The sequence below is a fragment of the Embleya sp. NPDC020630 genome, from assembly GCF_044334985.1.
Taxonomy (GTDB): domain Bacteria; phylum Actinomycetota; class Actinomycetes; order Streptomycetales; family Streptomycetaceae; genus Embleya.
In genome coordinates this window covers 1,265,843-1,278,108 of the sequence record NZ_JBIRUB010000001.1, presented here as the reverse complement: position 1 = coordinate 1,278,108, position 12,266 = coordinate 1,265,843, and the positions used below count along the sequence as shown (strand labels likewise).

General features: G+C 71.7%; 13 protein-coding genes. 6 read left to right on the top strand and 7 right to left on the bottom strand.

The window, feature by feature from the left end; all coding sequences use genetic code 11:
• Window positions 1-163 precede the first annotated feature (163 nt).
• The 3 genes from ACH4XV_RS05210 to ACH4XV_RS05200 all read right to left on the bottom strand — a co-directional run bounded on the left by ACH4XV_RS05210 (window position 164) and on the right by ACH4XV_RS05200 (window position 3,012).
• Window positions 164-904: a hypothetical protein gene (locus ACH4XV_RS05210; protein WP_395786874.1), complete on the bottom strand. Its 741-nt coding sequence runs from the start codon at window positions 902-904 to the stop codon at window positions 164-166.
• A 399-nt stretch (window positions 905-1,303) separates the two neighbouring features.
• Entirely contained in the window at window positions 1,304-2,080 is a 777-nt protein-coding gene (locus tag ACH4XV_RS05205) for a FadR/GntR family transcriptional regulator (protein WP_380000772.1), read from the bottom strand.
• Window positions 2,077-3,012 (bottom strand): aldo/keto reductase, encoded by a 936-nt coding sequence (locus tag ACH4XV_RS05200; protein ID WP_395786873.1) that lies wholly within the window; start codon window positions 3,010-3,012, stop codon window positions 2,077-2,079. Before ACH4XV_RS05200 ends, ACH4XV_RS05205 begins: the two co-directional genes overlap by 4 nt.
• Window positions 3,013-3,130: 118 nt before the next feature.
• On the opposite strand from ACH4XV_RS05200, the gene ACH4XV_RS05195 reads away from it, so the two are divergent.
• Both ACH4XV_RS05195 and ACH4XV_RS05190 read left to right on the top strand, forming a co-directional pair.
• Window positions 3,131-4,330, top strand: coding sequence for a DegT/DnrJ/EryC1/StrS family aminotransferase (locus ACH4XV_RS05195; protein ID WP_395786872.1), 1,200 nt, complete (start codon window positions 3,131-3,133; stop codon window positions 4,328-4,330).
• 201 nt (window positions 4,331-4,531) lie between these two features.
• Window positions 4,532-5,041 carry a MarR family winged helix-turn-helix transcriptional regulator gene (locus ACH4XV_RS05190; RefSeq protein WP_380000778.1) on the top strand — a complete coding sequence of 170 codons (510 nt, stop codon included), beginning with the start codon at window positions 4,532-4,534 and terminating at the stop codon, window positions 5,039-5,041.
• A 193-nt stretch (window positions 5,042-5,234) separates the two neighbouring features.
• Here ACH4XV_RS05190 and ACH4XV_RS05185 read toward each other — a convergent pair whose 3' ends face one another.
• A complete protein-coding gene (locus ACH4XV_RS05185) occupies window positions 5,235-5,981 on the bottom strand; it encodes an NDP-sugar synthase (RefSeq protein WP_395786871.1) in 747 nt (248 codons plus the stop codon).
• Between the two features lie 137 nt (window positions 5,982-6,118).
• On the opposite strand from ACH4XV_RS05185, the gene ACH4XV_RS05180 reads away from it, so the two are divergent.
• The 3 genes from ACH4XV_RS05180 (at window position 6,119) to ACH4XV_RS05170 (ending at window position 8,004) form a co-directional block, all read left to right on the top strand.
• A complete protein-coding gene (locus ACH4XV_RS05180) occupies window positions 6,119-6,841 on the top strand; it encodes a DUF3558 family protein (RefSeq protein WP_395786870.1) in 723 nt (240 codons plus the stop codon).
• On the top strand, window positions 6,838-7,428 hold the full coding sequence (locus ACH4XV_RS05175; RefSeq protein ID WP_395786869.1) for a hypothetical protein: 591 nt from the start codon (window positions 6,838-6,840) through the stop codon (window positions 7,426-7,428). The genes ACH4XV_RS05180 and ACH4XV_RS05175 overlap by 4 nt, the downstream gene beginning before the upstream one ends.
• Window positions 7,429-7,539: 111 nt before the next feature.
• A complete protein-coding gene (locus tag ACH4XV_RS05170; protein WP_395786868.1) occupies window positions 7,540-8,004 on the top strand; it encodes a hypothetical protein in 465 nt (154 codons plus the stop codon).
• A 29-nt stretch (window positions 8,005-8,033) separates the two neighbouring features.
• On the opposite strand, the gene ACH4XV_RS05165 is transcribed toward ACH4XV_RS05170, so the two are convergent.
• Together ACH4XV_RS05165 and ACH4XV_RS05160 are read right to left on the bottom strand one after the other, a co-directional pair.
• Window positions 8,034-10,316 (bottom strand): hypothetical protein, encoded by a 2,283-nt coding sequence (locus ACH4XV_RS05165; protein ID WP_395786867.1) that lies wholly within the window; start codon window positions 10,314-10,316, stop codon window positions 8,034-8,036.
• A gap of 73 nt (window positions 10,317-10,389) precedes the next feature.
• Window positions 10,390-10,854, bottom strand: coding sequence for a DUF4442 domain-containing protein (locus ACH4XV_RS05160; RefSeq protein WP_395786866.1), 465 nt, complete (start codon window positions 10,852-10,854; stop codon window positions 10,390-10,392).
• Between the two features lie 99 nt (window positions 10,855-10,953).
• On the opposite strand from ACH4XV_RS05160, the gene ACH4XV_RS05155 reads away from it, so the two are divergent.
• Window positions 10,954-11,760: an enoyl-CoA hydratase/isomerase family protein gene (locus ACH4XV_RS05155; RefSeq protein ID WP_395786865.1), complete on the top strand. Its 807-nt coding sequence runs from the start codon at window positions 10,954-10,956 to the stop codon at window positions 11,758-11,760.
• A gap of 34 nt (window positions 11,761-11,794) precedes the next feature.
• Here the strand turns inward: ACH4XV_RS05155 and ACH4XV_RS05150 are convergent, their stop codons facing one another.
• On the bottom strand, window positions 11,795-12,145 hold the full coding sequence (locus ACH4XV_RS05150; RefSeq protein ID WP_395786864.1) for a hypothetical protein: 351 nt from the start codon (window positions 12,143-12,145) through the stop codon (window positions 11,795-11,797).
• Window positions 12,146-12,266: the final 121 nt, after the last annotated feature.

Sequence of the window (12,266 nt, the reverse complement as noted above, 5' to 3'; positions counted from 1 at the left end):
CCGACCACGAAACCGTGATCGAGTTCCCGCGTCAAAGATGTGGGAGGACGCCGCCACCGAGGACATCGGGCTGTAGCCCTCCGCGATTCGGTCCGCCTTCGGTCGCCCGGCCGAGTCGGTGGCGCGCACGCGAGATGGGAGCCGCGCCGTCCCCGGCAAAGGGTCAGCCGAGCCAAACCTGTAGCGCGACGCGCCCCGCTTCCGTGGCGACCGCGTCGACGGTGCCGGGGTCTTCCTGCGAGTGGGGGCGGGTCGGGAACGCCACAGGCTTGGCTTGCCAGTAGCGCCGGGCGCCGGGCTCGGCAACGAGGATGGCGTCGCGCAGGTCGCCGCACACCCAGACGGCGCCGATGCCGTCGACGAATCCGTCGCGTGCATCGCGGGGCAGGTGCACGCCGTAGGTTCGGACGGCCGTCCCGTCCGGGGCGAGGAGCACGAGGCGGTGCAACCGCGCGTCCCTCCGGACTTGCGCCGTTGGGTGGTGGACAGTGGACACGCCCGCCCCGGCAACGGCTTCCCTGTCTTCGCGGGACAGATCCTCCAGGCGGGCCGGCCACACCTGCCAGGGCTGCGCCGACAAAAGTTCCCGGGCCGGTTTGACGAAGTTCTCGGGCCCCGGTGACGTCAGCGCGGCAAGCGCCACGATCAGCGCCCCGCCCGAGACGGCAAGGATCGGGAAACCCCAGACGGGAAGAGCGCCGAGCACCACCACGAACAGCACCAGATCCCCGGTCGCCAACAGCCCGGCGATCGGAAGGCTCCACAGACGCACGCCGCGTATCTGCCGGTCCGCGGCGTGGTACAGCTCATCCGTATACGCTCGGGCCGCCGGCGTGTCGATCGCCTTCAGCGGCGAGACCTGGTAGCCGAATTGCCGTGCCTGGCGCGCGAATTCCTCGTACATGGATCCCCCAACACGCTGACATGGACTGGACTGCCACTGCATCGATGGCCCCGACCCGACGCCAGGCGCCGCGAGCCGTGCACGTTGCCCGAGGTCACCCGGCAGCGCGACCGCGCCATCGCCGCAGCACGAGCACGGGTCGTCGCTCGTGAGCGGCCCGCGCTGCCGTCGCAGGCCAATCCTCGAACCCACACGGCCGTCCCGGACAGGCCGAACCGCGTTCGGGACATGTCCCGAACAAGCCCCAGCCGCCGCGCCGGCATGGGCAGTCGGTACCCGTCACCGCTTCGGACGAGACGTGCCCCCAACCGCCTCGGCTTGCCATGCGCATGCCCGAGCCGAGGCGCCGGCGTTCGAGGTCGGCTCGGCCCGCCGGTGGGTGAGGTCGCCGGTGTGCGGCTACGGGGACGTGATCGGGGTCGCGGAGTGGGACTTGAGGGGGTAGTCCTGGGCGGCTTCCAGGTGGCGGACGGATTCGCGGTAGACCTCGGTTTCGTCGCCGGCCTCGATCAGCGCGATCAGGTGCTCGTGTTCGCGAAGTCCCGCGCGTCGCACCCGCTCACCCGTGTCGGCCAACGCGTCCCGGGCCCACTCCTGTTCCTGCTGTGCCCACAACACCTCGACCGCGCCCAGCAGGATCTTCATCGTCTCGTTCCCGCACAGCAGCACCAGCGCCTCGTGGAAGTCGCGCGCCGCCCGGATGAACGCCGGCCCGTCCGCCACGGCCCGCTCCATCCGCGCGTGCACCTCGCGCAGCCAGGGCACCACCTCGGTGGCCCGGTCCGGCCGTGCCGCGCACAGCGCCGCGCACACCGGCTCCAGCCGCCGCAGCGCCTGCGCCAGGTCGTCCAGCCGGACCTGGCGCGCGTGCATGACCATGCCGAACATGTGCGCCGCGTCGGCCGGTTGCGGGACGTGTACCACCGCGCCGCCGGTGTTGCCGCGCTTGACGGTGATCAGGCCCTCGGTCTCCAGGATCCGGAACGCCTGGCGCAGCGTGGTGCGCCCGACGCCGAACTCGGCGATCAGGTCGTCCTGTTTGGGCAGCATGTCGCCGTCCCGGAGTGGACCGTCCAGGATCCGGCGGCGCAACCGGCGGGCCAGTTCGTCCGCGATGCCGGCGTTGTGCAGGGACCGTTCGGTGCCGGCGCGGACCGGCTGCGCCGCGGGGTTCACGCCGGTACCGCCACGGCCAGTTCGGCCGTCTCCGCGACCTGGTTCGGGGTCAGCTCGCGGACCGCCGCCGCGTTGGCCGCGATCTGTTCGGGGCGGGTCGCGCCGACCAGGACCGAGGCCACCTCGGGCTGCGCGGCAAGCCAGGACAGGGCGAGTTCGAGCAGGGTCAGTCCCTGCCCCTCGGCGTAGTCGGTGAGCCGTTCCACGACGGCGAAGTTCTCGTCCGTGGCCACCGCCTGCGCGAAGCGCGGGATGGCGCCGAACCGGCTGTCCTCGGGAAACGCCTCGCCGCGCCGGTACTTGCCGGTCAGCAGACCGGAGGCGAGCGGGAAGTAGGGGATCACGCCGACGCCGAAGTGCCGTGCGGCGGGCACCAGTTCCCGCTCGATGGCGCGGTCGAGCAGGCTCCATTCCAGCTGCGCGGCGACGAACCGGGTACCGCCGGCCAGGTGCGCGGCGTCGGCGAGTTGCCACGCGGTCAGGTTGGACGTACCCGCGTAGCGCACCTTGCCCGCCCGGACCAGGTCGTCGAGCGCGCCCAGCGTCTCCTCGATCGGGGTATCGGGGTCGGCGTAGTGCTGGTAGTACAGGTCGATGTGGTCGGTGCCCAGCCGCCGCAGGCTCGCCTCGCAGCTGCGCACCACGTGCCGGCGCGAGGAGCCCCGGCCGTACGGCCCCTCGGCCACCTTGGCGCCGAACTTGGTGGCCACCACCACGTCGTCGCGGCGGCTGCCCAGCGCCTTGCCGAGCAGCACCTCCGACTGCCCTCCGCCGTAGACGTCGGCGGTGTCGAACAGGGTCACGCCCGCCTCGATCGCCGCGCCGACGACCTTGTCGGCGCCGCCCTGATCGATGCGCATGCCGAAGTTGTTGCAGCCCAGGCCGATCGCGGAGACCTTCAGACCCGACCTGCCCACCGTGGTGTATCGCACGCTCTGCTCCCGTCGTCTTGTCCGCCCATCATAGCCATGATAGCTATGACGCATCGTCAACTGACACACCGTCAGCCACGCCCGCGATCGCGGCACCACCACGAGGGTAGGCACACTCATGCGCAAGATCCCGTACGCCGGCAGCGTGCACGACCAGGCCGAGATCGACGCCATGCTGGCGGTCCTGAACGGACCCCCCTCGGCGATGGGCATCGGCGCCAACGTCGCGGCCATGGAGTCGCGCGTCGCGGAGTTGTTCGGCAAGGACAACGGCCTGATGTGCAACTCGGGTTCCTCCGCGCTGTATCTGGCGATCGAGCTGCTGCGCCTGTCTCCCGGCGACGAGATCATCACCTCCACGCTGACCTTCTCCACGGACATCGCACCGATGGTCAAGGCGGGCCTGGTGCCCGTGCTCGTCGACGTCGAGCCGGACACCTACCAGATCGACCCGGCCCGGATCGAGGCACTGATCGGCCCGCGCACCCGGGCCATCCTGACCCCCAACCTCGCGGGCAACGCCCCCGACTGGGACACCATCCGGGCGATCGCCGACCGGCACGGCCTGAAGGTGGTCGAGGACTCCTGCGACGCACTCGGCGCCACCCTGCGCGGCACGCCCACCGGCACCCGCTCGGACATCTCGGTGACCAGTTTCGCGATGTCGCACATCATCACCTGCGCCGGCAACGGCGGCATGGTGCTCACCGACGACGAGGAGCTGCGCGACCGCGGCCTGCTGCTGCGCCGCTGGGGCCGGCGCAGCGAGGTGCAGCTGTTCGGCTCCAAGCGCGGCAACCGCGACTTCTTCGAGGAGATCGACGGCGTCTTGTACGACAACCTGTTCATCTTCGACGAGATCGGCTGGAACTTCGAGCCGTCCGAGCTCGGTGCCGCGTTCGGTCTGGCCCAACTCGCCAAGCTGCCCCGCTTCCTGGCCACCCGTCGGGAGCATTTCGCGGCCCATCACGCCTACTTCGACGCCCGGCCGGAGTTCACCGCACCGAGGCAGACCGAGGACCTGGAGACGGGCTGGCTCAACTTCCCGATCCTGCTGAACGACGACGTCCCGTTCAGCCGGGGCGAGATGCAGTCCTGGCTGGAGAAGCGCGGGGTGTCCACGCGCACCGTGTGGTCGGGCAACATCCTGCGCCAGCCCGGCTTCAAGGACATCGTGCACCGCGCCGACCCGGCCGGCTACCCCCACGCGGACCGGGTGATGGAGCGCGCGCTGATCGTGCCGATGAACCACCGGATGGACGCCGGCGACGTGGCCTACATCCACGAGCAGGTCGACGCGTTCCTGGCGAGCCGCTGAAACAGCGCGGCGCGCGGCAAACGGCGGGGCCGGGTGCGCGTCGCACCCGGCCCCGCCCCCGCGTGTGCCGGCATCCGGGCCTCGGTCCTCCCGCCGGATCGCCTCGCCCTCGCGGAGGGTGTAGTTGTCCTGCGGATATCGACCTGAACAACATATTTAACTGACATATTCCACTTGTCAACTACTGGCTATGATGGACGGATGCACACTCCCCCGAGAGCCGCATCCCCCACCCCTTCGACGACCACACCCTTCGACGACCCCCGCATCACCGCGATGGGCCTGCTCGTGGAGGTCTACACCGGCCTGATGGATCGCCTCAGCCCGCAGCTGGGCGAGCACGGTCTGTCCACGGTGGACTTCAACGTATTGGTCCGCCTGGCCCGATCCTCGGAACAGCGCCTGCGGATGAGCGATCTCGCCGCACAGACGTCGCTGTCCACCTCAGGGGTGACCCGAGTGGTGGACCGCCTGGAAAAGGAAGGACTGGTCGCCCGCGAGAACTGTCCCACCGACCGCCGGGCCCTGTTCGCGGTGCTCACCCGCGACGGCGCGGACCGGATCGGCGGTGTCCTGCCCGGCCACGTCGAACTGATCCAGACCTGGCTGCTGGATCCGCTGGCCGACGGTCAGCTCGACGGCCTCCTCGACGGCCTCCGGGTGGTGCGCGACACCGCCAACCCGGGTGCGCGAGCGGGCATCACGTCCTGATTCCGCGGCCTTGAAGCGGTAGCTCGAAACCGCCCAGACCCGTGGCCGCGGGGGTCACGGGAAGCGCGACGAGATCCCGAACCACACACTCGCCACCGGAGGAAACCGCCGACATTGCCGGGGAGAAGAGTCCGGCCCCGGTCGCAACCGCGACCGGGGCCGGACTCGTTTTGACGCGATGCTCCGCGCCGGCTCAGCCCTCGGCGCGCAACTCCCGGGCCGCCTCCGACAGGTCCTTGGCGGTGTCGATCGCCCGCCAGTACGCGCCCTGCGGGATCGGGAACCCGGCCAGCTTCTGCGCCCGCGCCAGGCCCGGGAACGTGGTGCGCTCGTGGTCGCCCACGTCGGGCAGCAGTGCGGTGAACTCGGGCGCGAACACATACACGCCGGCGTTGATCAGGTAGGGCGAGGGCGGCGCCTCGATGAAGTCCAGGACGTGCCCGTACTTGTCGGTCTCCACCACCCCCCACGGAATCCTGGGTCGGGCCAGCGCGAGCGTGGCCAGCGCGGTGCGCTCGTGGTGGAAGGCGGCCATCTCGGTGAGCGAGAACCTGGTCCAGATGTCGCCGTTGGTGGCGTACCACGGCTCGCCCGGACGCGGCAGCGCGGCGGCGGCGAACTTCAACCCGCCGCCCCGGCCCAGCGGTTCGGTCTCCACCACGGTCACCACGCGCACCGGCAACTCGGCGCTCTTGAGCCATTCCTGCAGCACTTCGGCGAGGTGTCCGCAGGAGACCACCACGTCGGTCACGCCCTCGGCGGCCAGCCAGCGCAGCTGATGCCCGATGATCGGGGTACCGGTGCCCGGGATCTCCACCATCGGCTTGGGCCGATCGTCGGTGTAGGGGCGCAACCGTGAACCCTGCCCGCCGGCGAGGATCACGGCCTGCGTCACCGCGCGGGCCCCCGGATGGGTGGTCGAGTGTGGAGCGGAAGTCATGGGCGCATTATCCCGTGCGGGATTCGCCTCAGGGTCCACGGGCACGGCCAAGGGTGGTACCGCTCGTTCGGGAACCCTCGGGGGCCTAGGTTCATCTCATGGACGACTGCACTTCGAATATCGGGGGGAACACCAAAGTGCGCATCAGGACCGTCCGCGCAGGCGTCGCGGTATTCCTCGCCCTGGCCGCGACCGGCGCGGTGGCCGGCTGTGGCAGCGGCGATCGATCCCCGCTGGACACCGTGCGCGCGCTGGAGAGCCCGCCCGCGTCGAGCCCCCGGGCGAGCGACCGGCCCACCGATCGCCCCAGTGAGAGCGCCACCCGCCCGCCGCGCCGCACCACCGCGCCGCCCACCGGCGGCACGTCGTCCTCGCCGAGTACGTCCGCGAGTTCGTCGTCGAGCGGCACCGCCGCACCCGCGACCGGGCCCGCGGCGCCCTATCTGAACGACCCGTGCAAGCTGCTCACCGTCGCCGAGGTGGCCTCGTTCATCGGGCTTCCGGTGGTCAAGGCCGAAGTGGACGAGAAACTCCACTCTTCGAGCAGTTCGTTCTGCGACTACCGCGATTCGCGCGGGTTGTCCATGATGACGGTGATGATGTCGACCAGCGATCCCCGGTACAGCACCGCCGAGCAGGCCGCGAAGGGCACGATCGGCGCGAGCGACAACCCCGTGGCGCTCGCCGGCGTGGGCGACGCGGCCTTCACCTACCGCGACTCCTCCGCGAACGGCGTCGTGTGGACCAAGCGCGTGGGCGACACCTACCTGGACGCCGACGTCTACATCGACCGCAGCGACAAGGACGTCCCGCCCGATGTGCTGGCCACGATCGCCCGGACGATGATCGGCCGGGTGTGACCGGGCGCGTCGGATCCACCGCCGGCCTGGTGGCCGTGGTGGGTCTGGCGTGCCTGCTCGGTGGTTGCGACGGCGACGACCCGGCGCCGCGACACACGGCCTCGGCCACCCCCACCCCGGGCGATCCCGCGGGCGCCCCGCCCCGGCCCACCCGCGCGGCGCCGGCCGGCAACGCGCCGCCGAGCAGCGGCTGCGACCTGCTCTCGCTCACCCGGGTCGAGGAGGTGCTGGCGATCGGCCCCGTGCACACCCGTCCCGCGGACGCGGGCCGCACCTGCGACTACCTGGACGGGCACGAACGGCGGGTACTGACCGTCACCGTCGGGCAGTTGCCCCAGGCGATGGTCGGCGGACCGGCCGACGCCGCGCGCTCGTCGGCCACCGGCGGCGGCCCGCGCGAGACGCTGCCCGGGATCGCCGAGGCCGCGGTGCTGTACCAGGACCCCGTCCGCGGTCTGGGCCTGGCCTTCGCCCGGGCCCGGGGCGACCTGGTCGTCGCGGTCGACCTCACCGTCCCCGCCGCCGACCGCGAGCGCCTGGTCGCGCTGGCCCGCACCGCCGCGGCCGCGCTCGAGACGGCCGGCTGAGCGGGCCGAATCGGGGTAGGCGCCGGCAACCTGGTGCTCGAGACGTCGTCCCCGGCGCGTAGGGTCCGGGGTCAGGGCGGCGCGTGCCGCGGCCAGGAGGAGGGCTCACCCATGCCGGATCGGGACCCGCACGCCGTCGTGCTGCTCACGAACCGCACCAGCTCGCGGATCAGCACCAGCGGCGGCCCGGCCCTGCCGCTGCGCGACGCGCTGCGCGTGTACACCGAGCACCTGGACATCGGTGTCGCGGCCCGCTACGCGACCGTGGTGAGCGATATCGCCGACGCCGACGTGGCCCTGCTGCGGCTGCCCGAGGACCACGCCGACGGCGAACTCGACCGGATCGTGGACATCGCCGCGTCGGTGCCCACGGTGGCCGTGATCGACCTGTACCGCCCCGCCGCGGTGGCCGATCTGGTCGGCTATTGCGCGGCGTTGCTGGGTACCCGGGGCGCCGACGACGTGGGCGTGCTCGACGTGGTGTTCGGCCGCTACGCGCCGGCCGGCCGGCTGGTCGACGCGCTGCCGGCCGACGCGGAACCACTCTTCGAAACCGGGCACGGCCTGTCCTACTGATCGCCAACTGTCGATAAATTGACGGACCATCAGTGTGATTTCCGGGTGATGTTCAACACGTCCACCGCGCCCTTCGCGTCGCCGATGCCGGCGAAGTCGACCGCGACGAAGTTCACCGCCGCGCCGCGCTCGCGCTCGCACCGCCGGGCCCGATCCAGCAGGAACGGGCGGGCGTTGACCTGTGCGGCGTCGGTGCGACTGCCGCCGGTCGCGGTGACGAAGTTGTTCAGCAGGAACAGCCGCTTGTCGGTACCCCCGCGGTTGGGCAGGCAGTTCATCTCGGTCGGGCTCGCGTACTCGTAGGGCGTCTCCATGCCGTAGCGGTAGAAGTTGCGGTACCACGGGGCGGGTCCGTCGGCGCGCTCGGCGAAGACCACCAGGCGTCGGCCGCGGTCGATCATCGTGCCGAGGGTGGGCCACGGTTCGCTCGGATCCGCGGCCGGGGTGTACAGCAGTCGGTCCAACCCGGCCTCGTGGAAGGCCCATTCGGTCGCCTGTGCGCTGATCGCGTCCTGCACGATCAGGGTGACCACCTCCTGCGGGTTGCGATCCATCCACTGCCCCACCGCGCGCAGCGTCTCCACCATCGGCAGCGCGCCGCCCCGGCACACCGAGTGGCAGAACCACAATCCGGGTCGGGCCGGGGCGACGTCGTTGACCACCCCGGCGATGATCCGGCGCGAGTCGGGGTCCAGGTCCGACTCGGCGAGCCGGCCCGCCACCTCCTCGGGTGCCTCCCAGGTGTAGGAGTCCACCAGCAGGCCCCGCACGCCCGCGTCGAGTTGGGTGACGATGTCCGCGTCCTGGAGCGGGCTGAGGAAGCGCGCCGCGGTCGAGGACATCGAGTTGTGCGTGGCCAGGTAGGCGACCTGGTCGTAGCGCCGATTGCACAGCTCGGTCATCCCGTTGCAGCGTTTGGCGTGCGACTTCGAGCCGGAGGTGGGCACCGGGACGAAGACGGTCAGCGCGAGCGCCCCGGCCGCGGCCACCGCCGCGCCGGTGGTGAGCACGTGGCGGGTGGTGTGGCGCACCGGCGCGGCCCGCCGGTGCCGGTGCCGCTCCCACAGCGCGACCGCGCCGAAGGTGGCCCCACCGAACACCAGCGGCACCGCGGCGGCGGCCAGCCACACCCCGACCAGGTCCCGCGCCGCCGCCTCCTGGAGGTCGCCGGTGAGCCGGGTGACCGAGGGCGCCCACCCGTCACGGTTCTCCGGTATCACGTGCGGCAGCAGGCCCCAGGCGATCAGGCAGCCGACCCCCGCGAGCAGCCCGCCGCCCGCCAGCGCGAGGGCCGGCAGCCGCAACCGGGCCGCGCCGCGCGTGGGGCCGGTCCACCACAGCAGCACCAGGCCGAGCAGCGCGGTGACGCCGGCCGCGATCAGCAGCCGGCCCAGCCCGAACACGGTCATCGCGCGCAGTTGTTCGAGCTGGCCCAGCCGCATCTCGCTCTGCTTGGCCCGGTCCGCCCGCAGGTCCAGGGTCAGGTCCCAGGTGCCGCCGTGCGACAGGCCGGTCAGGCCAAGCTGGGCCTGGCGCACCTTCTCGCCGAAAATCACCGGGACGACGGCGACCAGCACCCCGCCCAGATCGTCGGCGCGCAGCGAGGCCACCACCTGCCCGCGGATCGGCTCGCGCGCCTCGACCGGCAGCCGGGCCAGGATCAGGTCGGCCACCTCGGGGGCCGCCGCGGGGTCCAGGTTCAGCGCGGGCAGCGCGTCGGGCGGTCGGCCCTGGGCCAGCGCGTCCAGGGCCTTGGAGACGTTGTCCACGAGCGCGGGCGCGTTGTCCTGGGTCACCCGGGGCACATCGCCGGTGAGGTCGCCGACGTAGACGTCGGCGGCCTTGCCGAGGTTGTTGATCACCGGTTTGAGGTCGACGCTCAGCCGCAACTCGCGCTCGTCGCCGCGCAGGTAGCCGACGATGTGGCCGACCTGCACCCGGACCATGCCGCGCAGCGTGGACGGCGGCAGCGCCAGGCGCAGGTTGGCGGTGACCTGGTTGGGCGGTATCGGCAACCGGCCGAGCAGGTCGTTGCGTACACCGGCCAACCGGGGATCGACCAAGACCTCGTCGTAGAGCCGGTCGTAGGCGTGTTCGCGTTCGAACACGCCGTCGTACCAGTCCGCGGAGAGCACGGTGGTCCGGGCGACCCCGAGCCCGGTGATCACCGTGACGGACAGCACCACCAGCGCGGTCAGCAGGGCCCGCCACACCCGGCGCCACCGCAGCCAGGCGTCGCGGGCCCGGACTCGGCGGGACACCTTGCCCACCACGATCGGACCGGTCGTCTCAGTACGATAGGAAATCATCACCAACCCGAAGCAAGCACGTGATCGGGATCTTCCCGACCGGGTACGGGGCCTTGCCTGCCCGAGTGTGCGTGACTTACGCGCGATGCGGGCGCAGCGTCCAGGTGACGGTCATCTCCGCGGTGGTCACGCCCGCCTCGTCCCGAATGGTGATCGCCACCACGAACTCCGGCCGGGTACCCGCGTCCAGTTCGGCGACCACCTCGGCGGCGGGGCGGCCGAGCCGGGCCTCGGCCAGCACCGGGCCGCGCGCGACCTTGAGGTAGCGGATGGTGGAGTCCACCGCGAGCGGGGTGGCCCGGCCCAGCTGGTCGCCGAACGCGGCGATCACGATGGCGCCGGAGGCCGACTCGGCGAGGGTGAACATCGCGCCCGCGTGCGGGCCACCGATGTGGTTGTGGTGCGCGGGCTCGTCCGGCAGGCGCAGCACCGCCCGGTCGGCGGCGAGTTCCACGAACTCTAGGCCGAGGGTGCGTACGAAGGGCACCGAGGCACGCAGGCCCTCGGCGACGGCATCGAAGTCGATCGTCGATTCGCTCATGGGCGCGATGCTACCCGCAGGTAACTTCGTCTGGTACGGCGCCTCGCGCCCGATGCGCGGGCGTTTCCTTCACCGGGCCGATCTGTTTGACTGAGTCACATGAAATACGTGCGCGTCGAATACCCCGAGCCCCGCCTCGCCGTGGTCCGCCTGAACCGCCCGGACCGCCTCAACGCCCTGTCCGCGACCATGGTCGCGGACGTGAAGACGGCCTTCGGCGCACTGCACCGCGAGCGCGGGATCCGCGCGATCGTGCTGACCGGCGAGGGGCGCGGCTTCTGCTCGGGCGCCGACCTGTCCGGCGACCCCGACCACGCGCCCGACGCCGAGGATCGCGGCCCGGTCGGACACGTCTACCGCTCGCAGGAGCACCTGTCCGAGATGATCCTGGCCGTCCACGAGTGCGAGAAGCCGGTGATCGCGGCCGTGCACGGCGCGGCGGTAGGCGGCGGACTGGCCCTGGCACTGGCCTGCGACCTGCGCGTGGCCGACGAGAGCGCCCGCTTCGGCTCGGTGTTCATCAAGGTCGGCCTGTCCTCCGCCGACGTCGGCACCAGCTACCTGCTCCCGCGCCTGGTCGGCCCCACCCGGGCCGCCGAACTGATGCTCACCGGACGCCACTTCGACGCCGCCGAGGCGGACCGGTACGGCCTGCTCAACGCCCGTACCGAAGCGGGCGCACACGTGTCCGCCGCCCTCGACCTGGCCCGCGCGATCGCGGCCAACAGCGAATATGGCGTCTGGATGACCAAGAAGGGCCTGTGGTCCGGGGTCGGCGCCGCCTCGCTGCGCCAACAGATCGAACTGGAGAACCGCACCCAGGTCCTGGGCACCTTCACCGGCAATATGACCGAGGCCGCCGTCGCCTTCCGCGAACGCCGCGCACCCGTGTGGCGGGACATGTGAGCCGTGAGCGGCGTCTCCAGCGCGTGTCTTCAAACTAGGACTTGCCCGGCACCGGCCACCGGAACACCCGGCCGGCCGCCGCCGCGTGCTCGCCCGGATTCGCCGCGAGCCGCACCTGCTCCAGCACCACCCCACGCGCGTCGCGCCCCGCGGCGGAGCGGGTCAGATAGCCCGCCTCCGCCAACTCGTCCAGACGGCCGGCGATCGACGCCACGCTCTCTCCCGGGCGCGAACCCAGCACCCGGGGATCGGGCCGGGCCCCGTCGGGCAGCAGCAACAGATACACGGCCAGACCGCGGGCCGACACACTCAGCCGGGCGTCCTTGAGCAGGGCGTCGTGGGGACCGAGCCCCGAAACGCCGTCCCCGCCCCAGATCCGCCTCATGCCCCGAGTCTCGAATACGGTCCACCCCCAGGGGGCAAACCGCACAACCCCTACACAAACGAGTGACCAAAGGTTTGCCCGGCCGCCCACAGTGCGGACGCGGCCACGTTCGGAGAGGGTC